The organism is Treponema sp. UBA753 (genome assembly GCF_002297325.1).
GTDB lineage: Bacteria > Spirochaetota > Spirochaetia > Treponematales > Treponemataceae > Treponema_D.
The window spans coordinates 15,085-38,991 of sequence record NZ_DBKJ01000052.1 but is presented as its reverse complement, the minus strand read 5'-3'; the positions used below and the strand labels follow the sequence as shown (position 1 = coordinate 38,991).

Here is a 23,907-nt window from a genome sequence, read left to right as displayed (position 1 = left end):
TTTGCATCTCACTTTACGATGTCATATTTTTTGATGTAAGAAATAACATCGTCAACAGTTGTAAAGCATAAAGCTGTGTTTGTATCGGCCGCTCCATAGTAAATCGCGATTCTATTTGTATCAGCGTCAACAAGAGCTGCACAAGGGAACACAACATTCGCAACAAAACCACGCTCTTCGTATTCAACTTCAGGAGTAAGAAGAAAGTTTCCGCAGCGATGAATCACTTTTGAAGGATCTTCTAAGTCTAAAAGTGCCGCGCCCATTGAATAAACAAAGCCAGAGCAAGTTCCTGTAACTCCGTGATAGAACAAAAGCCAGCCTTCTTCTGTTTCAATTGGAGCACAACCCGCGCCGATTTTTACAGACTGCCACCACTGGCTTGATTTTCCCATAATCCATTTGTGGTTGCCCCAGTGCAAAAGGTCGTCGCTTTCAGAAAGGAAAATGTCGCCAAACGGAGTGTGTCCGCTGTCTGACGGTCGTGTCATAATATAATATTTTCCGTTGAATTTTCTTGGGAACAAGACACCGTTTCTGTTGAACGGAAGAAAACCGTTGCCTTTAGAAGTGAAAGTCTTGAAGTCTTTTGTTGTCGCGATTCCGATTGAAGCTCCGTGAAAATCCGTACACCAAATTATGTGATAGACATCATCAATTTTTACAAGGCGCGGATCGTAAGCGTAGTTCGGACTTACATCGTTTCCGTTTTCGTCAGTGATTTTAATTTTATCGCTGCTGAATTTCCAATTGAGAGCGTCATCACTGAATCCGTAGTAAAGGTAAGGAATTCCGTTGCAAGTTTCAGCACGGAACACGCCGACAAAACCGCCGTCTTTCCACAATGCAACTGCGCTGTTGAATATGCGGGTTACATTAGGGATAGGATTTCTTCCGATAACAGGATTTTTTGAATAACGCCAGACAGGTTTGTCAAAGACAGCAGGTTTGTCTTCCCACGGCATATTTGGAATTGATTCACCTTTAATCTTAATCATTTTTTTATTCTCCGAAATTTATTTCTTGTTTATGAACTCAAGATTTTTTGCAATAAAGTCGCACCTTTGCTTTACGCAGTCAGCAGAACGTCCCGGGTCAGACGGCGTGTTGAATACATAGTCGGTAAGTTTTTCAAGTGTTGTTGTCGCAACATGAAGCCTTGTGTCGCTTGAGGCATAATAAATATAAACATTGCCCGACGGCGTAACCGCAGCTCCGTTTGTAAACACAACATTAGAAACATCTCCCACACGCTCTTCTCCAAGCGGTCCAAGGAAAAGCCCTGAAGGTTCGGCGATTACTTTTGACGGATCTTTTAAATCAGTCGCAAAGCAGTAAAGCACATAGCGAAGACCGGCAGCTGTGTTGCGGACTCCATGCGCAATATGAATCCATCCGCGTTCTGTTTTTATTGGAACTGCTCCAGCTCCGTTTTTTACTTCTGTAATTGTGTGGTATTTTCTTCGGCTTGAAATTTTTTCTTCGTCAATTACGGCATTTGTTATGTCATCGCAAAGACCAAAGCCTACTCCACCGCCGCTTCCTGTATCAATAAAGTCATCCATCGGGCGCGTGTAAAATGCATATTTTCCGTTTACAAATTCAGGAAGAAGGACAACGTTTCTTTGCTGAGGAGAACGCAATGTCTTTAAGTTTGGAAGACGCTCCCACTTCTTTAAATCTTTTGTGCGAACAATTCCTGCACAAGCAACAGCTGCGCTCAAGTCCTTTGATTTTGTATCTTTGCTTTCCGAACAGAAAATTCCGTAAATCCATCCGTCTTCATGCTGAGTAAGACGCATATCATAAACATTTGTTTCTTCTGAGCAAGTGTCTGGAAGCTGAACAGGATAATCCCAGAACCTGAATCCGTCCACACCAGAAACGCTTTCTGCAACGGCAAAAAATGATTTTCTGTCTGCGCCTTCGACACGGGCAACAAGATAAAATTTTCCGTCTATATACAATGCCCCGGAATTCATTACAGCATTCACGCCAAGCCGTTCCATAAAAAACGGATTTGTCGAAGGATTCATGTCATACTTCCAAAAAAGCGGAACATGGCTTCTTGTAAGAACCGGGTTCTTGTAGCGGTCAAAGATTCCATTGTAAAAATCGCTCTTTTCATTTTTCATGGCAATAAGCGACTCGTATTTTTCTGTCTGAATTTTTACTTTTTCTTCAAAGTTCATTTTATCCTCTTGATTCTTGAAACTATTTCAAAGCACATTCGTCCGTTGTGATAAGGACATTTCCACGGCTCAACTATAGGCTGACGGGTTGAAGGCTTTCGCTCAGAATCAACACACCAAAACCATTCAGAACCTGCGCGCTTGTCAACTATATAATTCTTGATGTAACTCCAAACTGACTTAGCCGCATCAAGGAATTTTTTGTCATTTGTTTTTTGATATGCATTCAAAAAGCCAACTACAGATTCAGCCTGAACCCACCAAATGCGAATTTCGCTATTTTTTCCGCGCTCGCATTCGTTCAGAACAGAATTGTCTTTATAAGCAGTCTTTAGAATTCTGTACGGAATTATTTCTGTGATTGGCGCAATTTTTTTTCTAAGCTCGTCATCGGCAAGAACTTCAAGAGTTCTATCAACAAGCCAAGAAGTTTCTATGTCGTGTCCATAAGAATACAAGTCAATCAGCGAATTGAAATTTTTATCAAAGAAAACTTCCTGCCTTTGTTCCTTTGGATTCCAGATTTTGTCAGCAAACTGATTCAAGATAAAAACAAGATTTTTCTTTACATCTGCGCTGCGGCTTACACGATAAAGTTCAGTATAACCTTCAAGGACATGAAGCAAAGTGTTCATTGTTCGTTCGGCAGTAACTCCGTTTTCGCTGAGCTTGTCATTTTCGTTAGGCTTAAAATCAGCAGTGAACGACTCAAGGTAGCCATCAGCATCGCGGCATTTAGTTTCGATTGTCTTGTAAAGTTCAAATGCTTTATCCAGCGCATTTCTGTCGTGCGAAATATCGTAGTAGCTAGACAAGGCATAAATTGCAAACGCCTGATTGTAAGTATGCTTTGTTGAATCAAGAATACTTCCGTCAGCATTTGCAGACCAGAACACTCCGCCATTTTCCTTGTCAAAGAATTTATCGCAAAGAAATTTATAGGCGTGCTTGGCATAATCTACAAGTTCTTTGTCTTCCAGCATCTTATACGCGTTAGAAAAGAACCATAGAATACGGCTGTTAAGAATGCAGCTTTTTTCAGCATCCTTATGCAGATTCAAATCGAAATCAAGAAGACCATAGAATCCGCCGCGCTCATCATCCTTTATTTTTTTCCAGAAAGGAATGATGTGATAAATAAGCTCACTCTCAACTTCTGCAAACATTTCTTCAAGCATTGCATTACTCCAATTATCAGTCTTTTTTATAAAGAACAACATCGTCGATATAAACCGGTCCGTCGTACTTCACATAACCCATAGTAGGACAAATTGTTACAAATGTGTAGGTTGGATTCTGCTGAAACTCAAGCGAAACAGAAACTTTGTAATAAGACTTTCCGTCATCAAGAGTTACAATAGGCAAGTCTTTTAAGAAAACGTTGTTTTCCTTTAAACCTGTTTTTACCCAACCCGGATCAAAAGCAACATAAGGCTGAACTCCAGGAAGTTTTTCCCCTTCGCTTTTCTTTGAAACATGAGGAACTGCCTTGTCTTTTTCATAGTAAAAAGTGAAATCAAGTTTTGAAGCGTCGGCAACTTCTTTCATTGCTCCAAATTTAACCTTTAGTTCTTCCCAAGCGTTTTCTCCTGAATAAGAGCCGCAAACTTCAACCATTCCGCCATTTAGCTTTGTATGCTTTATGCTTTTTATTTCAGCCATGTAGCCGCCCAAAGAGGAAGCGTCCGCAATGTCGTTTTTAAAATCGTAGTGCTTTATAACGCTATAAGTTATTTTATTTGAAATTGTGATTGAATTTGATTCGGTTTCAAGTTTTGTTCCGTCGCTCAAAGTGAATACAACTTTTATAGAAAGAACACTTCCGTCTGGGAAAGTTTTTGCATTTGCCAGCGTGTCAAAGTTGATTCTATAAATGTCCGAGGCAACATTGTAGTTCAATGTTCTTGGAGAAGCCGCTGGATTTCCGTTTATGTAAAGTTCCGCGCGCTTTGCCTTTACAGAAGAATTTTTTCCCGGCATAAATTTTGCGCTTACTTCAAACAAACCTTTTACATCTTGATCATGCGTAGGATTTAAAAGATAAACGCGGGGATTTAAAAGATATTCAGGAATTTCTTTTCCAGAAAACAAAGATGCATAGTCGCTTAAAAGATTTGAAACGCTGGACTTGTCATTCCGTATTCTGAATCCGTCGTAGTCATCATATATTCCATCTCCGCCTTCTGAAAGTTCATAAGTGTTTGACGACGTAAGAATCCAGAACATTGAGCCTGCAAGACCTTCGTTGTATGCGGTTGAATTCCAAATGTCGTAAGCCGCAAGACGATTTAAATTTCCGCCGGAAGAAGTTCCGTATTCTTCAAGCACAATCGGCTTTTTTGCAGAGCGGCCGGAAGCTGCGTGCTTTTTTATAAATTCATCGCCCCAGTTTATTTGAGCATTGCCAAGGATTCCCCAAGTTTCCGGGTAAAGATGAAAAGTTCCGTAGTCAATATTTTTTATGCGGATAAGAGAATCAAAGTCTGTTCCTTCGTAACCATTGTAGCAAGTTTCACCTTCACCAGCATAAGGAGTAAATCCCGGCTGCCTCATAAAGCCTTCGTCTCCAATTGCGCACAACTGGTTCGGAGCAATTTTTTTTACAAACGCGCTCATTTCCGAAACCCAGTTTTTTATAGTTCTTCCGCTTGTGTCTTTTTGGTTGCGAGGCTCGTTCATAAGCTCCCAAGTCATTATCGTAGGATCTTCGTTATACGGAATTCCTGTGTAAGAATTTTTTCTTGTAACAAGATGCTCAACAAATTCCTTGTATGCTTTGCGGCAGTTTTCACTTGTGTAGAATTCTTCCGCGCTTTTTAGTCCGAACCATTTTTGCCAAGTAGTTGCATTCATAAGTCCGCCAAAAGCGTCCCAATAATTGTTCATGGTAATCACAAGTTTAATGTTTCTTTTGGAAGCTTCCGCAATTATAAAATCAAGCCTCTCAAAAATATCACGCGGATAGCCAAACTGCTCAGGCTTCTTTGTGTTTTCATTTATAAATTTTTTAGGAACTCCAAAAGCTCCAGGCTCGTCCATTCCGTGCGAATTGTGATCAGCATTAGGTCCAAACTGAAATCCCCAGCAGCGCAAAACTGTTACGCCCATTTCCTGCGCATCGTCAAGAACATCAGTAATCATTTTGTCCGGAGAATAATGCATATAATAATTGTTTGTGCCTACAAAACGGAATTCTTTTCCGTCGAGCATAAACTTGTTTTTTTGAACTGTTACAAATCCCTTCGCACCAAAAGCAGAACATGAAGCAAGCAGACCAAAGCATGCAAAAACAGAAACCGCAGTCAATTTCTTTATAAGTTTCACAAATTCCTCCGCTACTCTTTTACAGAACCAGTAACCATTCCGCCGTAAATGTAACGCTGCAAAGAAATAAAAGCTACGAGAGTCGGAATAACGGCAATAACAACACCAGCGCAAATTACAGACCAGTTAGTTCCAAACGGACCTTTGAATTTATAGAGCGATGTTGAAATAACCTGCAAAGATTTTTTTGGCATATACAAAAGCGGATTGTAAAAATCATTGTAAAGGTTTACGCATTTCAAAATCAAAATTGTAACTGTCGCAGGCTGAAGCAAAGGGAAAATTATTTTTGCAAAAACCTGAAAATATCCGGCTCCGTCAATAATCGCAGATTCGTCAAGCGACTTTGAAATATTATTCAAGAACTGAAGATAAATCATAATCGCAATAATATCAGTTCCCATAGAAAGAATGATTACAGACAAATGCGTATTGTACATTCCGAGTTTCTGAATTATCTGGAAAGTTGCAACCTGTGTCGTTATCGTCGGAATAAGAGAAATCCAAAGAAACATCTGGCGCACAATCTTCTTAAGCTTAAAGTCAAAGCGGCTCAAAACAAACGCTGTCATAGAACCAGTTATTACAGTTCCCACGCCGGAAAACAGAATAAGAATAAATGTGTTCCAAAAGCCAAGAAGCATATTTCCTTTTATAAACGCAGTCTTGTAGTTTTCAAGGAAAAATCCTTCTGTAACTTTTACTCTGATTACAGTACAGTTTTCTCCAGAAACATAAGCGCCTTTCACCATTAAAGATGCAGCGTTTTTTTTATCAACGGAAACAGAACTTTCTTCGGAATTAAGCGGAAGCTCAACTCTTGCAACTTCATTTCCTAAAGAATCAGAAACAACAATAAAACTTTCTTTTGAACTGTCTTCGATTTTGTCATAAAGGAACGAAAATCCTTTTAAGTTATGTTCCATTAATATAGAAGAATTCAGCACAATTTTATTTCCGTTGTCAAAAGATTCCGCGCCTTTCCAAATTTCGTTGTTCGCCTGGAACTTTGGAAGATCAAACGGACGGCTTCTGTTGAATTCCTCGCCAGTTTTAAAAGAGCCAAGGAAAACAACAAGAATCGGAAGAATAACAGTCAGTGCAGAAAAACACAGTAAAATATATTTGAGCCATTTTGAAATTTGGCGTTCGTGAATTTTTGAATTCATAATCAACCTTCCTAAAAAATTATGTCAGTTTTTTTCATCTGTCTTGAAAACCGCATTCTGAATAAACGAAACAAAGAGAACCATAATGGTAAGCACAATCGCCATAGCAGAAGCAAGTCCAATCTTGTTGAATTTAAATGCTGTATCCATTGTCTTGATTACAAAAGTTGAAGAGCCGTTTCCGCCGCCAGTCATAATGTAAGGAATTTCAAATACACTTACTGCGCCTTTTACAGCAAGAATCGCATTAATCTGAAGAACAGGAGCAATTCCAGGAAGAATTATAAAGCGGAACTTTTGCCATGAGTTTGCTCCATCCAAGGCAGCCGCTTCAAAAGTAACTTTTGGAAGAGATTCTATAGCCGCCACAAACATTACAATATTAAATCCCATGTATCGCCAAATAGACGTGAACGACAATGAGTAGTTTACAAGCTTAGGATTTGTAAGCCAAAGAGGTGTGTTTTTTATTCCAAGGAAATTCAAAAATGAATTAAGAGTTCCTGTGTCCTTGAAAAAATATGTAAAAATAAAGCCAATTGCTACGCTGTTTATAAGATTCGGGAAAAACAAAACTCCCTTAAAAAAATTAACGCCTTTTACTTTTGTGCATAAAACAACCGCAAATAAAAGCGCAAGCGCAAGCTGAATAAAAGAGCCCACAAGATAGTAAATGCTGACTGCAAAAACTTTGAAATATTCCGGACGTGAAAAAACTTCTATATAATTCTTAATTCCGATGAATTTTTTCTGACCAAGTCCGTCCCACTTTAGAAAACTGTAGCCAAACATATTTATGATTGGAAGAAATCCAAAGACGATTACAAGCACAAGCGGAACTAGCAAAAATGTGAAAATCACGACTTTCTGCTGTTTTTTAATTGAAAGTTGTATTTGGTTTTTCATTGTGGCTCCCATTTGCACAGGAATTTCCACAAAGAAATTCCAATGCCTTTATGCACGAAAGTTTTACATTTCATCCTTAAGCACATTTTTTATGCGCCTAAAGATGAAAATATTTTTTTAGATCGAATGCCATTTTATTGCCCAGCATAAATTTCTCTATCGTTGCAGGACGTGAAATTGCCTGTCATTGTCTGGCTTGACCAGGCAATCTTCAATGGCATTCTTAAAACTTTTTTAGTTTAAATATTCTGCTCTGGTTTTTGCCCAGCGTTTGTTCCAGTCTGCCATGATGCCTTCAAAAGTTTCTTTTGTGCTTCCAATAGCAGCGTCGATAATTCTTTTCTTTTCAGGATCGTTCCAGAAACCGATTTCAGATTCCTTGTCAATCTTGTCGTAAACGCCTTCGTACTGTGGTTCCGCCGGAGCAGACTCAATGTACTGAACGCCCATTTCACCGAACGAATCCAAAACTGCAGGATAAGGCTCGCCCTTCTTTACAGGAATTGATTCTGTATACTGAACCCAGTCTGTGTCGTCTGACATAAACTTTATCCAAGCATAAGCAGTCGCTTTGTTTTTGCTGTACTTGTTGATGCAAAGCGGCATATCAAGTTGGGCTTCCGCATATTTTTTTCCGTCGATTTCAAATGGAAACGGCATATATCCGATTGTTTCCGGGCGGGCTGCAAGGTCTTTTACCTGCTGAATTGCCCAAGAGCCAAGAACCATGCATCCGATTTTTCCGTCAGCAAGATCCTGCTTTGACTGTTCCCATTCAGAAGCAAGCAAGTCTTTTTCGCACAAGCCGCGCTTTACAACTTCGTACATCATCTTGTAAAGTTCATAGTGTCCGTCGCCAGGAACAAAAGGAGAATCCTCGTGGATAATCTTTCTCTTATATTCTGGATCTCCAGACGCACTCAAAAGTCCGCCTTCCCACTGATTCAAAGTCCAGCCAGAAGGATAGTTCATAAATACAGGAACTGCGTCCGTCTTGTCTTTGATTTTCTGCATTGCCTCGTAGAATTCCTCTGTGTTTCTTGGAACTCCAACGCCGGCTTTTTCAAAAACAGCTTTATTGTAAACAATTCCCGCGCTTACAGTTGCAACCATCGGATATGTGTACACAACATCCTTATAGGAAATTGCATTTGAAGTTCTTGTAAAGTTCATCACTTTGTCAAAATCTTCAAGCGAACCGAGCGGCTCAAAATATTTTTCAAAGTCAATTGACTGAATATTCGGGCGGCAAAGAACATCGCCGTATTCCTGAGTTCCCATGCGAGTTCTTACAGTTCCTTCATAGTCTGTAATTGCCTCGAACTCCACAGAAGTTCCCGGATATTTTTGTTCAAACGCTTCCTTGTATTCCTGAAGCTTGGTGTCTACAATATCTGTTCTGTTTGTAAGAACGATAATGTTTCCGCCGATTTTTCCGTGAATAGAATTTTCACCGCCATTGTTTTTTGAGCAGCCCAAAGCCAAAATAGCCAAAGCCGCCGCAGTGCACAAAACTACACTTCTTTTCATTTTTCCTCCAAAATGCTGACTTCCAATATTAAGAAGCAGCCGCAGTTTTTAAAACAGATTTCACACAAAAGAACTAAAATCAAGCTAATCCATTTGTTTGTTAATTCTTGAAAATAGAGAAAACGGTTTCTTTATTTATTTTATTATAGCACCGAAAACCCAGTTGTCAATCTTTTTTTTTATCATTTTTTAATATATTTTTAGCCGGATTTTTCTTGAAAAAATGCAGCTTCTTGCAGATTTTTAAAAATTTTTGAAGAAAAAATTCATATTTTTACAGCAAATAATAGAAAAAAGTGCAAAATTCAACAAAAAAATATTTTTACTTTGCAGAAAAAAAACTTGACAGCCAAAGAATTCCATGCTTATCATAAACATACAAAAGAGAAAACGGTTTCTTAAATCAATTAACTTTTTATGAGGTTTTTATGAAGATTAAAAAAATGCCTGTGGCTTTATCGGCTTTACTTCTTTCACTGGGGGGGGCGGCTTTTGCAGATGATGCTCCTGTTAAGCAGAACGCCTGGTTCGACCTTAAAATGCACAACACAGTTGGCTACAACCTTGAAGAAAAAATCTACGGAATGGAATCAACAGTTGATCAGGCGCAAATCTGGTGGGACTTGTTTCCTGGAGCAAACCGCGGCTACAGTTCAGAAAACGACGGATTTTCTGTTTACTTTAGAGTTGAAGACTTGAGATACGTTTTTAAATTCTATGACGAAAAGAAAACTTACCTTGACAGCTACAACGGAGGAGACGATGCACAATCAGGAACTGTAGATTCAAAGAAACAGTCAACAGGATGGGAAGAACGCCCAGGAACTAGCAACGACAAAGCTTCAAACTACTTTGACTATTCAAGCATTGTTGCCGGCGTAAAATACAGAAACTGGTTCATGGACTTCTACAACTTTAACTATGAAGACGGAGCCCAAGTTGGATTCAACCACGCAAGTTTAAAATCAATCTTTGACGACTTCCGCAGCGACAAGGCATTCGACACAGACAAGGACAACTCACTTGGTTTCTTGTATTACAACGGAATTCAGGACACAAGAAACTTTCTTGACAAAGACACTGGAAGCCTTGGACTTACAGGCGTTATTTCTACAGGAATTGAATTCGACAATCTTAAAGTTCAGCTTTCTACAGGAGCAGCTGGTTCTTGGATAAGCTCTAAAGACAATATTGATGGCGATGGCGGATATGGAGATCCTTATGGTTCTAGCGCAAACATCAAGAGAGGAAAAACTTATCAAAAGCTAAATGAAGGAAACGCAGGAGCAGTTCAGCTTGACGTTATGTTTAAGCCAACAGAGCAGCTTGAACTTAACTTGAGCGGACTCACAACTTTCAACTATAAGAAAGCCTACGAATCTAAACGCAAAGGCGAAACAAGAACGAACGAGAATATCAACTTTACAGAGCTTAGCACAGCAAAAGACATCCGGGCATTCGGCGCAGACATTACTTACAACATTGAAACCTCTAAAGGCGTAATCGCTCCTTATGCTGGAATTGACTACAACTACAGCGACGGAAGAACAAGAACTTACTACGATGACGGCGTAAGCAAGACAGAAGATCAGAACAGCCAGTTTGAAGTCGGCGGAGGCTTGGCATGGTATCCACGCGGAGCAGACGCAAAAGCCGGACACGACTCTCTTGACTTCTGGGGCAGACAGTTCCCAATCGGAGCTTCTGTTGGTGTAAACACAGACAACAACGGAATTGCAAGCCTTGTAGTTTCAGCATTTGAAACTCCTGATGAAAACGCTCTTATTCCAAACCTCGGAGGATTCGTTGAGTTTGAATGGGTAAACTTTGCGGAGCAGGACGGCGGAGACTCAAGATTCTTTGCAGCAGCCCAGCTTGAATACATGATTAAAACTGTAACAAAGAGCGGTCTTTCTGTTGGAATCAAGCCTTATGCTCTTGGACGCTGCATTCAAAGATGCGGTTCAAATCTCCAGAGAACAGGACAGTACACAGTGGATTCAAGGCTCGGTCTTGTTATCTATCCTTCTGAAAAGTTCAATGTTGATTTCCGCTATGAACGTCAGGATCAGCTTTACACAAACAGCACTGACAACGACACCGACAAAGGATGCATCACAGGAACATTCAGCTTTAGACTTTAGAATTTAAGTTTTATTTTAGCCTCCTATTTTAATAAAACTTAACATACACTTGCTTCCTTGGAGTTTCCAGGGAAGCATTTTTTATTGAACTCAATTTGTCATTATCCAGTTTGATCGAATAATCTTGTAACAAATTTTTTCCTTGCCCAAAAGCGAAGTTTACTTTATATTTATAGAAACAAAAGGAAAACAGTTTCCTTAAATTTTCCTTAACTAAAAAACAACCATTACAAAAAAAATGAATATGAAATACACGATAAAAGAAATTGCAGAACTTACAGGTGTTGCAAAAAGCACAGTGTCAAAAGCCCTTAACGGACAGAAAGGCGTAAGCGAAGAAAAACGAATTGAAATAATGAAGCTTGCCTCGGAATATAACTATATTCCAAACGCGGCGGCAAGAGCACTTTCCCACAACAAGTCAGAAACAATCGGAATTCTGATTTCAGCAGATTACGAATACACGCTTTCAACTTCCTACTGGATAGAAATAATTTCCGCAGTTTCTTACGAGGCTGAAAAAAACGGCTACAATCTTCTTGTGATTACACAGGACAAGGACGAGCCGCTAAAATCACTTGAAAACGCAATATTAAAAAAATCCATAGACGGGCTTGTAGTTCCAGCTGAATATGTGCGCGCGGATTTAATCAAGCTTTTGAACACTTCTGGAATTCCATTTGTCATTCAAGGGCGGACTCCGCTTTGCAACCACTACTGCGTTGACGTTCGGAACAAAGAAGGCGCGTATCTTCTTACTTCCCGGCTGATTGAAAACGGAGGCAAGAACATAGCCTGCATTGCCGGTCCAAAAGAATTTCTTTACAACAAGGAACGTGTTGAAGGATTCAAGAGCGCGCTAAAGGAACAGGGAATAAAAAATCCGCCTGTAGTCCACAGCCCGTACACAGAAGAAGAAACCGTAAAAAACATCAGCGTATTTCTAAAACAGAATCCGCATATTGATTCAGTTTTTATAACTGCTGGCGGAGACTTTCTTTTCTTCATATTCGATACAATGCGTAAATTCGGCTTTGACTTGGATAAAATCGGATTCGCGGTTTTCGATGACTACAAGCCCATTCACTACATAATAAAGCCAGTAGTTTCCGCAAGACAGCCGATAAAGCAAATGGGAGCTCAAAACACAAAAATTCTTCTTCAGCTTATAAACAACGAAGAACCGCCAAACTCCTCACTTTTCGATATTTCTATTGTGTAAGGAAAATGAGAAATATATTCGTTTAGGATTACGAGTATTTCATTTTCTATGCGCATATAAGTTATTTGCCTAAAGTAAATAGCTTATTTACCTTGAGAAAACAGTCTATTTACCACAGGTAAATATATTATTTACTCACGGTAAATAGATTATTTGCCTAGGGTAAATAAGATGTTTTGCAAAACCTTTCAGCACTTACGTTTCAGAAGAAAAAGAGCTTATAACAGCATTTCAATCGACAGAAGGTCTTTTTACTCCAACATAAAAATCATATAATAAGGGAGAGACAATTTTTCTTTTTCCTGTCCAATATTGCAATCTCCATATTTAATGCACAGGTTCACATTATATTGTTCTTTATTCTTCAATATAGTATTTGCAGATTTAGTATTTCCATTGGTTGCTTTGACTTCTACAAGAACAGCATTATTTTGATATTTTGTAACAAAATCAATTTCTAAACCCGATTCTTTGTGATAATAATAAAGAGGCCTATTCATCTTTGAAAAAGCATCAGCAATTATGTTTTCATAGATCGCACCTTTGTACATACCAAAATCACCATTCAATAAGGCAGCAGAACTTCCCTGCTCAAGCATTGCAACAAACAATCCTGAATCCTGCATATATATTTTAAAAATATTGTCTATTTTGTTTCCTTCAAAAGGCAGGCTAATATTAGAAAGATTATAGCAAATGTTTATTATTCCAGCATCGAATAACCACTGAATTGCAGCCTGATAGTTTTCTGACCGTCCTTTTTTTTCAAGCTGTGCATAAGTGAATTTTTTATTTTCTTTTGCCAATTGCGCAAGAATCGAATCAAAAACTCTATTTATTCTAGCAAGCAAAGTTAAATCTATTTCTTCCCTTTCATTTTCATCCAGATGCTTGCCAAAATCATCCTTATATTCCTCAATAATGTCCCTTTGCTCAGCATATACAACATTCATATCGTTAGTTGCAAGAAACCTATCTACAACGTAAGGAAGTCCACCAACACATATATATTCCCTAAAATTTCTTAGCATTGAATTATGAATGACCTCGCTTACAGGAATCCTTTCTCGGTAACAACGTTTAAGTTCCAAAATAACACTTTCGTCTATCTTCTTGGCCCATAAGAATTCTTCAAAATCCATAGGCTTCATATAAATTATATGTTCAAATCCCGTTGGAATTCCACGTCCTTTTTTGCGGTTATATCCTTTAATTCCTAAAAGTGATCCTGTGCAAATTACATCATAACGGCCATCAAGCATAAATGCTTTTAAACTTGCCCTTGCATTAGCACATTCTTGAACTTCATCAAAAATAACAATTGTTTTGCCAGGAACAAAATGAGTGCCGGGAAAGAGAGCAGAAATATCCAAAGTAATTCTATTGATTACAAAATCGCCATCAAATATTTTTTTTGCAGATTCATTATCCTTGAAATTTATATAGACAACATTTTCGTAATTCTCCTCGGCAAATGCTTTCACAATGAATGTTTTTCCAATCTGTCTCATTCCCTTTATCACAAGAGCTTTCTTTTTTCCCGCATTATTTTTCCAAGCTATCAAGTCATCCATGATTTTCCGTTTGTACATAAACATAAAACCTCGCTTATCAACGCACTTTTTCAATGGAGTTTTTGTTTATACACTACACTTTTCCAAGGGAGTTTTCAACAATTTAATACAGTTTTTGGAGCTTCTTTTGAGGAAATATACTTTTTAACAAGCATTCATGGAAAAAAGCGATATTACTGCTTTATTTATCACTGAAAAACAGCCTGCTCCAGCCAGCTTTTTAGCACGGCGGATTTTCTTTCAGGGCAGGCGGCGATTACGGCTTTTGCGGCGGAAATTTTCTGCTCAAGCTCTGAGATTTTTGCAACGATTTTCTTTTGCTCGGAGATTGGAGGAACAGAAACAAAAAAATTAGGAATAGTATTTTTATCACCGCGAGGCATTTTTATTCCTTTTCTACCGCTCATCATAAAATCAAAAAAAGAATCCCGGCAGAGCGACAAATATAAAAATTTAGAATCAAGTTTTTTCTGGTCAGAATTTCTAAAAACTAAGACATCAGGGGAACAGCCGCCGCTCCGGTCAGAAAGCCAAATTTTCCGAAGATAAGGACGGATATTCGAGACTAAAATATCATCTTTTTGGTATTCAATCACGCTTTCAATATTCGGAACGCCGTCATAAATTTTTACACCCTCGCATTTTTGAAGCATATTGTCAGTTGAAACATAATCTTCCGCTCTGATTTCTGAATAGGCGATTCTTTTTGTTGCATACAGAGCAATCTCTCCTAATCTTTTCTTTTCGCCCTGAACATTTGCCATTATCTCTTCTATCTGATTCTTGCAGTTTTCGATTTCGTTTTTTGCGTTCTCGCATTCAAAATCTAGCTTTTCACACTCTGCGACAACCGATTTTTGAACTTCAAGCGGCGGAAGCGGGATATTCATCGTTCTAAGATATTTGAAATGCCGTTCATATTTTTCAGAATTATAAATATGAATAGTTTGAAGATAAAAATACAGGAATTTTGTCAGAATTTCTTTCTGGTTCGTCTTTAGGAGTTGTGTTCCGTCCGCGCCGCGCACAAACGGAAAGTCAACATATTTGAAAGTGCATGAATGGTCGCCAAAAACAATAAGAGGCAAGTCGGTCACGCAGTTTTCTTCATTTGTGTAGCCAGAAATAAATTTTTCGCTTTCTTGGGTAACTACAGGAAATTTTCCTTCTTGCATGATTTGCTTTTGCTCTATTTTCGTTAATTTTCCTTCAACAGGAAGCAAAATTTGCTCAAGAGATTTTGTCTTAAACCTGCTTTTTATTTCCGTCTCTGCGCTTTTGCTTTTTGCGTTCGTTTTTATAGCTTTGTCAAAAACTGCGCGTGAAAAATCGAGCATATCAGGCAAAGCGCACACGCTAAGATATTTCTGCAATTTGCCCTCGCTTCTGTAGATTCCTAAAAAGCTGTCTTTCACGTAGCGCGAAACGGTGTTTTCCTCATCGTCTTTGTTGTACAAAAGCCCGCATTTTTCTTCTGTTTTCTCGTATTTTGGCTTGATTCCCTCGTCGCCTTTTCGGTTGCTCCAGCTGTAGCCCAGGAATTTTTCCTGTTCAGCGTTGTCATTTGGCGCAGTTACAACAAGCACTTTCTGATTTTTGCAAAGCGAAAAATAATAAATTTTGTCCTCTTCTGTTTTTCGCGCAAACCTGTAAAACGCTTTTCTTGTGTTTTCGTTTACGTTCGCGTCCGCATTTCCGTTTTTTTCAGAATTCAGCTTCTGTTTTTCGTCCTGCTTTTGGGCTGTCTTGAATTCTAAGCTTTGAACAAAATCTGAAAAATACATTCCAAAATAATTGTGATTTTTGTAAGCGGAACAGTCCGCGTTTTTCCGCGCGTCTTTCAAAAATTTTATGTAATCCTCCTTTTCAACTTGAATGTGCGCGCAGTATTTCTCAAAAACTTCCTTGTCGGCGGCAACCTGCAAATCATCTGAGCTGAAAATCGCGGAGACGCTGTCTTTAGCCGCAAGGCTTTTTACAGGCGGCTCGTCATTTTTCTCCAAGTACAAGACAACGGTGTTTGTGCCAGTCGCGCCGAAAGTCTTGCTTCCAAGCTGCACGATAGAATGAAGCGCAAAATTCTTTAGAATCACCTCGCGCGCCTTTATGTACGTTGCGCTTGAATTGCTTAGAATCGAGCTTGGCAAAATAACGGCGGCAATTCCTTTCGGCTTTAAAAGCTGCGCAATCCGCTCAACAAAAAGCGTCTCGATTTCTTTTCCGTCTTTTGAGATATAGTCAAGGATTTCAAAGCTGTTGTTTTTTAGCTCAAGATGATTCTTGAACGCGCTCACGCTGTACGGCGGATTTGCAACTAGAATATCGAACATTCCGTTTTTGATTGTGATTTCGTTCTCGTGGTTGTCAAGCCCGTCGCCAAAAACTATGTTTCCCTCGTCCGCGCCGTGCATGAAAAGCGAGATTTTGCTAACGCGCGCAAGGCGGTAATCCTTTTCGATTCCGTAAATGCAGCCGCGCTCCCAGCCAGATTTTGGCTTTAGATTGAGATTTTCTATTGTCTTGTTGATTTCACCGAAGCCTTCGGTTAAGAAATGCCCAGCACCGCAGGCGTAGTCAATCACTTTCGGATAGCGGATTTCATTTTTCTCGCCGTCAAAAATAATTTTTTCAAGCGGAAGGCACTTCCATATAAAACTTGTGATTGGAACAGGCGTAAAGAACTGGCCCTCGTTCTGCTTGAAGCCCTTGTTCAAAAGCTGCTCGAACATATCGCCTAAAAGCTGGAGATTTTTTGAATCGACAATCTTATAATTCTGGAAAAGCTCGACCATCTCAACAAGAATTTTTCCGTTCTGATAAAAAAGCGTCTTGTTGTGAACGTCCTTAAAAGCAAAATCGTTGTTCGTGTAGAATTTAAGCTTTGTAATTGTGTCGTTCAGCTCTTTTTCAAGCTGCTCCCTGTTTTCTCCGAGCGAAGTTTTCAGGACATTTTTCACGTAGTCATCGGAAACGTAAAAAATTTCTTCCTTCATAAATTCTTTCATTCCGTCGTGGTGAAGCCGCTGGAGTCGGTCCTGCATTGTCTGGTAAGTGTCGGTGCCGCTCTTGTACTGAAAATCAACCTCCGTGTCGTCAGTCTTTTTCTTCTCGTCGTAAAGCTTCGCGATAAAAAGCGCGATAAGGCGATTAAAAGCGTTTTCCTTGTCAGAGACGTTGTTGTGCCTCAAAATCTCCTCAAACTGGTTCACAATCTTTGCGTCGCGCGTAAAGTCAGCAAGATTTTTCTTTTTGAGGGGAAGCACGCCAATGTCGTAAGCGACAGTGTCATCGTTGAAAATTATGTCGCCCAAGAATTTCTGCTCGTAAGTCTCTTTCCAGACTTCAAAAAGCGACTTTGCGTTTGTGGCGTCCTTGTAAAGCTTATACTTCGTGTCGTTTTTCTCGTCTTTTGAAAGCTCCAAAAGGTTCGGGTCGTCGGCACAGTTCACAGTGGAAATTGAAGTTATTATTTTTTTGCCTTTTGAGCCTGAATCCAAAACAAAATCGCTTGCATAGAGAATCAGCCATTTAGTCGCCTTTTCTTGCTCCCAGTAAGAAAAAAGCTGTCCGCCGTACTCTTTCATATTTGAAAGCTCTTTTTTGTATTCAGAGCCGAAAGTTTTGCACTCGATTATGCAAAGATAAGGCGAGCCGTCCTTGTTTTTTACGCAGATGTCTGCCTTTCCGCTTTTTCCGCCGTGCCCTAGCGACCATCTAGGCTCAAGCTCGATATGTTCCGGGCGGTAGCCTTTTTCAAAAAGGCGGGCCACACATTCAAAGACAACAAAATTCTCGTCGTGAAGAAAATTGCTCGTAGTTCCGTCGTTCACGGCAAAGCCTTTTTCAATAGGATAAATCAGTTTTTCGTTTGCAAAGTCGGCCTTTAAAACGCAGCCGACATTCTCAAATTTCTTTGTGTAAATATTGTTTTCTTTTGTAAATCCAAGATGAACTAAAACATCGGCGAAATTTTCTTTAGTGAGCATGGTTTTAGTTTAGAGCAAAACGCGGGAATTTACAAACAAAACGGCAAAACACCTTCAACAATCCGCATAAAAAACGTGTTTTTACTCAAAATATCCTCAATTGAATTTTCATTCTATTAATGGTAGTATAACGAAATATTTTTTTAAGCAGGGGATGTTTATGCTTACATTAAAGTTTGGCGGAACAAGCATGGGTTCTGCCCGCCGTATTCTTGACAGCGTGGAAATTATGGTCGGACGTGCAAAGTCTGACAGAATCAGTGTTGTTGTAAGTGCCGTTGCAGGAGTTTCAAACAAGCTTCAAACTGCCATTGACGGCTGCGCTTCCGGCGGAACAGCTGAATCTTTTGTAAGCGAGCTTCGTAGAATTCATGCGGACATTTGCGCGGAAATAAAATCAGCGTTGCCAGAATTCAGCACAGAATCCGTAAACGCAAAAATTGAGCCGTTGTTTTCTGAACTTGAAAAACTTCTTGCAGGTCTTACAGTTTTTGGAGAATGCCCTGACACCGTTCATTGCCGCATTATGGGCATGGGCGAACTAATCTGCGCTCCGATTGTTGAAGCAGTTCTTCTTGCAAAAAAACAGAGCGTTCTGCTTTTGGATTCACGTAAATTTATTTATACAACCGGCGACCAAAAAGAAGGCGAGCCAGACTACGCTCACTGCGCGGACGCTTTTGCTGACTACAGGGACGGTTCAGCACCTTTGGCGCAAATTCTTTTGTTCCCGGGATTTATCTGCTCATGGATTTCTGGAACTGGCGCAAAGCCTGTTATGGGACTTTTAGGACGCAACGGCTCTGACTTTAGCGCGGCGATTGTCGGCTCTTGCCTTGGCTCTTCTAAAGTTGAATTCTGGACTGACGTTGATGGAATATACACAGCAGACCCAAGAGTTGTAAAGGACGCTGTTCTTGTAGACGACATGACTTATGAAGAAGCAATGGAGCTTTCATTCTTCGGAAGCAAAGTTCTTCATCCAAAAACACTTGCGCCTCTTGCGGCAAAAGGAATTGAAGCCTGGAGCTTGAACTCTCACAATCCTTCTGCGCGCGGAACTAGAATCGGAAAAGGCCCGTTTGAAAATTCTGCAAAGAAAGGCCCTGTCTGCGGAATTTCTTGTCTTAAAGACTGCGCAATGATTTCTGTAAGCGGCTCCGGGATGAAAGGACGCAAGGGAATGGCAGCCCGCATTTTCTCTGCGGTAAGCAATGCAGGTATTTCAATTCTTTTGATTACTCAGTCATCTTCTGAATATACTATTTCATTCTGCGTGCGCAAAGCTTTTGCAAATGAAGTTCAGGATGTTCTTAAATCAGAATTTTCACTTGAAATTTCAACAAAGCTCATAAATCCTATAAAGGTTCAATCTGACTGCGCCATCGTTTCAATAATCGGCGACGGAATGAAAGAAAAAAGAGGCGTTGCGGGAACTTTCTTTGATTCACTTGCAAGCCGCGACGTAAACATCCTTGCAATTGCGCAAGGCTCAAGCGAACGTTCAATTTCAGCTGTAATAAAGGCAGAAGACGGAGACATGGCAGTGCGCGTTGTTCACCAGTTCTTCTTTAACACAGTTCAGTCAATTCAGGTTTTTGCATTCGGAGCTGGAACAATCGGCGGAACAATGCTTGACCAGATTGGCGAGCAACAGAAAATGCTTTTAGAGCAGGGAATTGACATCCGCGTTATGGCAATTGCAAATATCGACGGAATGATTTTCAATGCGGAAGGAATTTCTCTTGGCGACTGGAGAGATCAAGTTAAGAAAAACGGAACAAAGACAAACCTTGATGAAATAATCAACTTTGTAAAAGAAACAAAGCCTATCAATCCGATTTTTGTTGACTGCACTGCAAGCTACGATTTGCCTGAACGCTATCTTGATATTTTCAAGGCCGGAATGAGCATTGCAACTCCAAACAAGAGAGCAAATTCAATGAGCATGGATTTCTACAAAAAGTTACGCGACACTGCAAATGAAATGCACGTAAGATTCTTGTACGAAACAAACGTTGGCGCAGGTCTTCCAATCATTGACACTTTGCAGAATCTGTTCAAGTCGGGCGACAAGCTCACAGGATTCAACGGAATCATGTCCGGCAGCTTGAGCTACATCTTTGGAAAACTTGATGAAGGCAAAAAATTCAGCGAGGCAGTTCTTGAAGCAAAACAGCTGCGCTACACAGAGCCGGATCCACGCGACGACTTAAAGGGAACTGACGTTGCAAGAAAAGCTCTAATCATTGCCCGTGAAAGCGGAATGAACATTGAACTTGAAGACATTGAAATGCGTTCAATTTTCCCTCAAGGATTTTCTCTCGAAGGTTCTGTAGAAGAATTTCTTGCAAAGCTTCCTGAACTGGATTCTTACTTTGAAGAAAAAATGGCTTCGCTTAGAAAAGACAAAAAAGTTCTTAGAATGGGAGCAAGCATAAAAGACGGAAAAGTTTCTGTTGGAATGCTTGAAGTCGGACCAGAAGATCCGCTTTTTGGAGTGCGTGGCGGAGAAAACGCATTTGTATTCCACACAGCGCGCTACACACCGATTCCGCTTACAGTCCGTGGCTACGGCGCAGGTGCTGGAGTTACGGCGGCAGGTGTCTTTGGGGACATTCTTAGAACCGTAAGCTGGAACAGCCACAGCTAATATTTACTATAATTGAAATGTCTTCAAAATACCTTCTATGTCATTATCGGGCTTGACCCTGCGATGTTTCTGAAAGAAACTCGGTTGATAATCTATTGAAAAGTTACAAAATAGATTCCCATGTCGTAGCATGGGAATGACTGTCAATTGAATAAAAACCACGCCATTGCTGGGAATAAAACCGGCAGTGGCTTTTTTTACGCAAAAGCAGGAATTGAAAAATTCAACTGTTTGTGCTAGATTTTCTTGAAATGGTTATTGTATTAAAGAAAGATTCAACTGAAGAACAGAAAAAATATATCTGCCAGTTTTTAAAAGAAAAAAATTTCAAGCTTAATGAAATCGTCGGGGAAGAAGACACAATTATTGCCGCCGTAGGAAAAGTTTCTATGGATGTAAGGGAAGTTGAACTTCTGCCGGGCGTAAACAATGTTATTCCAATCAGCAAGCCGTTCAAACTTGCAAGCCGGGAATTTAAAAAAGAAAACACAATAATTGAAGTTCCAAACAATCGCGGACAAATAATAAGAATAGGCGGACAGCACGTTGTTTCCATTGCAGGACCTTGCGCCGTTGAAAGCCGCGATCAGATGATGGAAATTGCAGCCGCCGTAGCTTCCAGTGGAGCAGTCATGCTTAGAGGCGGAGCATACAAGCCGCGTTCATCTCCATACAGTTTTCAGGGCTTGGGAGAAGAAGGATTAAAATACTTAAAGGAAGCTGGAGAAAAATACGGACTTCCAATTGTTACAGAAATAGTTTCTGAATCTCTTATTCCGCTGATGAAAGACTATGTTGATGTCTACCAAATTGGCGCAAGGAATATGCAGAACTTTGATCTTTTAAAAAAAGTTGGAGCAATCGGAAAGCCTGTAATTTTAAAGCGAAGCTACACCGCAACATTGGAAGAGCTTTTGATGTCCGCGGAATATTTGCTTTCAAGCGGAACAGACAGCGTAATTTTGTGCGAGCGCGGAATAAGAACGTTTGAGCACGCAACACGCAACACGCTGGATATTTCCGCAGTTCCAGTTTTGCGTTCTCTCACTCACCTTCCGATTATTGTAGATCCAAGCCATGCCGTTGGAATCCGCGACAAAGTTCCTTCCATGGGACTTGCTTCCATTGCAGCCGGAGCAGACGGAATAATTGTAGAAGTTCACAATCATCCTGAAAAAGCGATGAGCGACGGAGCACAGTCTATGCTTCCTGCCCAGTTCGACAAAATGATGCATGACATTGAAGCTCTTGCGCCTGTAATCGGAAAATCAGTTGCCCATATCAGAGAAGAAAATTCTTCTGTTGTGCATTCAGGACAAAAAAAATCAAACGGAAAAATTGTCTGCGTTTACAGTGGAAAAAGAGGCGCGTATGCAGAACAGGCAATTTCACGCTATTTCGATTCGCATGATGTGGAAGCCGTTTCAGTTGATTCATTCGAAGAAATTTTCCAAAGCGTTGTAGATGGAAAAGCCGACTACGGAATGGTTCCAATTGAAAACAGTCTTGCAGGAAGCGTGTTCCAAAACTACGACAACTTCAGCAGATTTGAAGACGTAAGCATTGCAGGAGCTGTAACTTTAAATATCCGCCACGCTTTACTTGGAATAAAAGGCGCGGCAATTTCTGATATTAAAAATGTCTACTCGCATCCGCAGGCATTAAGTCAGTGCAAGAAATTTTTAGACAACCACAAAGACTGGAATTTTATAGACGCAGTTTCTACAGCAACAGCGGCTCAGTTTGTGGCAGAAAAAAAATCAAAAGAAAACGCCGCGATTGCAAGTTCGGTCAACGCTTCACTTTACAAACTCGAAATCCTTGCAGAAGACATTGAAAATGATCCGGGAAACTTTACGCGCTTTGTTGTAATTCAGGCAAACCACACTGCAAAGCCAAAAGGCGCAAAAGAAGCGAATGTTCCTGCAAACATGGCAAGTTTTATCTTTAAGACAAAAAATGAGCCGGGAGCTTTGTACAATGTGCTTGGAGTTTTCAACGATTGCGGACTGAACATGACACGCCTTGAGTCTCGCCCAATTGCAGGTCAGCCATGGAGATACTGGTTCTATGCGGACGCTGAAATTAAAAATCAAAATGCGGCGGAATATGTAAAATCGTTAATGGAAAAACTTTCGGACAAAGTTGAAGAAATTCGGCTTCTTGGAATTTATTCTGAATTAGGAAAATAACATTTTCTCATTGATTTTTTATAGGAGTTTGAAATGAAAAAATATGTGCTTTCTGTTCTTGTTGAAAACCATGCAGGTGTATTAAGCCGTGTGTCTGGACTTTTTAGCCGCCGCGGATATAACATCGATTCGCTTACAGTCTGCGAAACAGCAGATCCTGAAAAATCCCGCATGACAATTGTTGTTCGCGGAGATGAATATATTCTTGAGCAGATTGAAAAACAGCTTTCAAAACTTGTTGAAGTTATTTCTATTGAACACTGCGACTCTTCTTCGACTTGCCAGCGCGAAACAGCCCTTATAAAAGTAAAGGCCGCCGGAGAAAACAGAGGCGTAATCATCGAAACTTGCAGCATTTACCGCGCCCACATCGTTGACGTTTCAGAAAACGCATTGATTGTAGAAGCAACTGGAAGCGAAGAAAAAATAAGCTCATTAAAGCGGCTTCTTGAGCCTTACGGAATTCTTGAATTTTTAAAGTCCGGTCTGATTGCAATGGACCGCGGCGAAAAAGTAATGCGATAGTTTTTAAGAAAGCGGCTGGCATTTGCACCATTTTTCATCAAACAACTGCCAGCTGTTGTCTTGAACCAAAACATTTCCGGTTTTAAAAACTCTGATTCTATATGGAAAGCAGTTTTTTATTTCGTCTGGACAAAGATGAAATTCAAGGCTGCTTTTTATTTTCCCAAGAATTTTTCCAAATACAATCTCAAGGTTTATTATATTTTCTTTTTCATCTTTCAAGAAAAATATTTTTACTGGATAAATGAATTTTTCATCTTTTAGAACCGGCTCAAGAAATTCACAGGAAATTATTTTTTCCGGAAAAGGAAAACTAAAAAAAGCCCAAAGCGGAAAAACAGGAACTGCAAAAAATTCCGCAGAGCAATTTGAATTAAAAACAGAAATTATTTTTTTTTGAATTTTTGCAAGAAACAAAAGCGCGTCTTTTCCTGGAACAAAGGCAAACATTTTATCAGTGTAGCGTAAAGTAAAAAAAAAGTTTAGTATG

The 23,907-nt window shown here is 39.9% G+C and carries 15 protein-coding genes; 5 read left to right on the top strand and 10 right to left on the bottom strand.

Annotation, left to right across the window (positions count from 1 at the left end; all coding sequences use genetic code 11):
• Positions 1 to 8 precede the first annotated feature (8 nt).
• The 7 genes from B4C08_RS04465 to B4C08_RS04435 form a co-directional block, all read right to left on the bottom strand.
• Positions 9 to 998 carry a glycoside hydrolase family 130 protein gene (locus B4C08_RS04465; RefSeq protein WP_296663392.1) on the bottom strand — a complete coding sequence of 330 codons (990 nt, stop codon included), beginning with the start codon at positions 996 to 998 and terminating at the stop codon, positions 9 to 11.
• 18 nt (positions 999 to 1,016) lie between these two features.
• A complete protein-coding gene (locus B4C08_RS04460; protein WP_296663389.1) occupies positions 1,017 to 2,192 on the bottom strand; it encodes a glycosidase in 1,176 nt (391 codons plus the stop codon).
• A complete protein-coding gene (locus B4C08_RS04455; RefSeq protein WP_296663387.1) occupies positions 2,189 to 3,370 on the bottom strand; it encodes an AGE family epimerase/isomerase in 1,182 nt (393 codons plus the stop codon). The genes B4C08_RS04460 and B4C08_RS04455 overlap by 4 nt, the downstream gene beginning before the upstream one ends.
• A gap of 16 nt (positions 3,371 to 3,386) precedes the next feature.
• Positions 3,387 to 5,516: a cellulase family glycosylhydrolase gene (locus tag B4C08_RS04450; RefSeq protein WP_296663384.1), complete on the bottom strand. Its 2,130-nt coding sequence runs from the start codon at positions 5,514 to 5,516 to the stop codon at positions 3,387 to 3,389.
• A gap of 11 nt (positions 5,517 to 5,527) precedes the next feature.
• On the bottom strand, positions 5,528 to 6,685 hold the full coding sequence (locus tag B4C08_RS04445) for a carbohydrate ABC transporter permease (RefSeq protein ID WP_296663380.1): 1,158 nt from the start codon (positions 6,683 to 6,685) through the stop codon (positions 5,528 to 5,530).
• A gap of 24 nt (positions 6,686 to 6,709) precedes the next feature.
• Entirely contained in the window at positions 6,710 to 7,591 is an 882-nt protein-coding gene (locus B4C08_RS04440) for a carbohydrate ABC transporter permease (RefSeq protein ID WP_296663376.1), read from the bottom strand.
• A gap of 234 nt (positions 7,592 to 7,825) precedes the next feature.
• The gene (locus tag B4C08_RS04435; RefSeq protein ID WP_296663374.1) at positions 7,826 to 9,121 is read right to left on the bottom strand and encodes an ABC transporter substrate-binding protein; all 1,296 of its coding nucleotides are present in this window, start codon (positions 9,119 to 9,121) and stop codon (positions 7,826 to 7,828) included.
• Positions 9,122 to 9,549: 428 nt separating this feature from the next.
• Between B4C08_RS04435 and B4C08_RS04430 the strand changes: the two genes are divergently transcribed.
• Positions 9,550 to 11,265 (top strand): hypothetical protein, encoded by a 1,716-nt coding sequence (locus B4C08_RS04430; RefSeq protein ID WP_296663371.1) that lies wholly within the window; start codon positions 9,550 to 9,552, stop codon positions 11,263 to 11,265.
• A gap of 244 nt (positions 11,266 to 11,509) precedes the next feature.
• Entirely contained in the window at positions 11,510 to 12,487 is a 978-nt protein-coding gene (locus B4C08_RS04425) for a LacI family DNA-binding transcriptional regulator (protein ID WP_296663369.1), read from the top strand.
• A gap of 251 nt (positions 12,488 to 12,738) precedes the next feature.
• Here B4C08_RS04425 and B4C08_RS04420 read toward each other — a convergent pair whose 3' ends face one another.
• Positions 12,739 to 14,061, bottom strand: a complete 1,323-nt coding sequence (locus B4C08_RS04420; protein ID WP_296663366.1) for an ATP-binding protein — start codon at positions 14,059 to 14,061, stop codon at positions 12,739 to 12,741.
• 188 nt (positions 14,062 to 14,249) lie between these two features.
• Positions 14,250 to 18,047 carry an N-6 DNA methylase gene (locus tag B4C08_RS04415; protein ID WP_296663363.1) on the bottom strand — a complete coding sequence of 1,266 codons (3,798 nt, stop codon included), beginning with the start codon at positions 18,045 to 18,047 and terminating at the stop codon, positions 14,250 to 14,252.
• A gap of 160 nt (positions 18,048 to 18,207) precedes the next feature.
• On the opposite strand from B4C08_RS04415, the gene thrA reads away from it, so the two are divergent.
• The 3 genes from thrA (at position 18,208) to ilvN (ending at position 23,417) form a co-directional block, all read left to right on the top strand.
• A complete protein-coding gene (gene thrA / locus B4C08_RS04410) occupies positions 18,208 to 20,700 on the top strand; it encodes a bifunctional aspartate kinase/homoserine dehydrogenase I (RefSeq protein ID WP_296663361.1) in 2,493 nt (830 codons plus the stop codon).
• Between the two features lie 251 nt (positions 20,701 to 20,951).
• The gene (aroF, locus tag B4C08_RS04405; protein ID WP_296663357.1) at positions 20,952 to 22,892 is read left to right on the top strand and encodes a 3-deoxy-7-phosphoheptulonate synthase; all 1,941 of its coding nucleotides are present in this window, start codon (positions 20,952 to 20,954) and stop codon (positions 22,890 to 22,892) included.
• A gap of 33 nt (positions 22,893 to 22,925) precedes the next feature.
• Positions 22,926 to 23,417: an acetolactate synthase small subunit gene (ilvN, locus tag B4C08_RS04400; protein WP_296011508.1), complete on the top strand. Its 492-nt coding sequence runs from the start codon at positions 22,926 to 22,928 to the stop codon at positions 23,415 to 23,417.
• Between the two features lie 3 nt (positions 23,418 to 23,420).
• Here the strand turns inward: ilvN and B4C08_RS04395 are convergent, their stop codons facing one another.
• On the bottom strand, positions 23,421 to 23,867 hold the full coding sequence (locus tag B4C08_RS04395) for a hypothetical protein (protein ID WP_296663354.1): 447 nt from the start codon (positions 23,865 to 23,867) through the stop codon (positions 23,421 to 23,423).
• Positions 23,868 to 23,907: the final 40 nt, after the last annotated feature.

What these genes read in the sequence shown, in the direction of transcription:
- B4C08_RS04420 (WP_296663366.1), bottom strand. Translation starts at nt 14,061, where the DNA reads ATGGATGACTTGATAGCTTGGAAAAATAATGCGGGAAAAAAGAAAGCT.
- B4C08_RS04445 (WP_296663380.1), bottom strand. Translation starts at nt 6,685, where the DNA reads ATGAATTCAAAAATTCACGAACGCCAAATTTCAAAATGGCTCAAATAT.
- thrA (WP_296663361.1), top strand. Translation starts at nt 18,208, where the DNA reads ATGCTTACATTAAAGTTTGGCGGAACAAGCATGGGTTCTGCCCGCCGT.
- B4C08_RS04455 (WP_296663387.1), bottom strand. Translation starts at nt 3,370, where the DNA reads ATGCTTGAAGAAATGTTTGCAGAAGTTGAGAGTGAGCTTATTTATCAC.
- B4C08_RS04395 (WP_296663354.1), bottom strand. Translation starts at nt 23,867, where the DNA reads ATGTTTGCCTTTGTTCCAGGAAAAGACGCGCTTTTGTTTCTTGCAAAA.
- B4C08_RS04440 (WP_296663376.1), bottom strand. Translation starts at nt 7,591, where the DNA reads ATGAAAAACCAAATACAACTTTCAATTAAAAAACAGCAGAAAGTCGTG.
- B4C08_RS04465 (WP_296663392.1), bottom strand. Translation starts at nt 998, where the DNA reads ATGATTAAGATTAAAGGTGAATCAATTCCAAATATGCCGTGGGAAGAC.
- B4C08_RS04460 (WP_296663389.1), bottom strand. Translation starts at nt 2,192, where the DNA reads ATGAACTTTGAAGAAAAAGTAAAAATTCAGACAGAAAAATACGAGTCG.
- B4C08_RS04430 (WP_296663371.1), top strand. Translation starts at nt 9,550, where the DNA reads ATGAAGATTAAAAAAATGCCTGTGGCTTTATCGGCTTTACTTCTTTCA.
- B4C08_RS04415 (WP_296663363.1), bottom strand. Translation starts at nt 18,047, where the DNA reads ATGCTCACTAAAGAAAATTTCGCCGATGTTTTAGTTCATCTTGGATTT.
- B4C08_RS04425 (WP_296663369.1), top strand. Translation starts at nt 11,510, where the DNA reads ATGAAATACACGATAAAAGAAATTGCAGAACTTACAGGTGTTGCAAAA.
- ilvN (WP_296011508.1), top strand. Translation starts at nt 22,926, where the DNA reads ATGAAAAAATATGTGCTTTCTGTTCTTGTTGAAAACCATGCAGGTGTA.
- B4C08_RS04435 (WP_296663374.1), bottom strand. Translation starts at nt 9,121, where the DNA reads ATGAAAAGAAGTGTAGTTTTGTGCACTGCGGCGGCTTTGGCTATTTTG.
- aroF (WP_296663357.1), top strand. Translation starts at nt 20,952, where the DNA reads ATGGTTATTGTATTAAAGAAAGATTCAACTGAAGAACAGAAAAAATAT.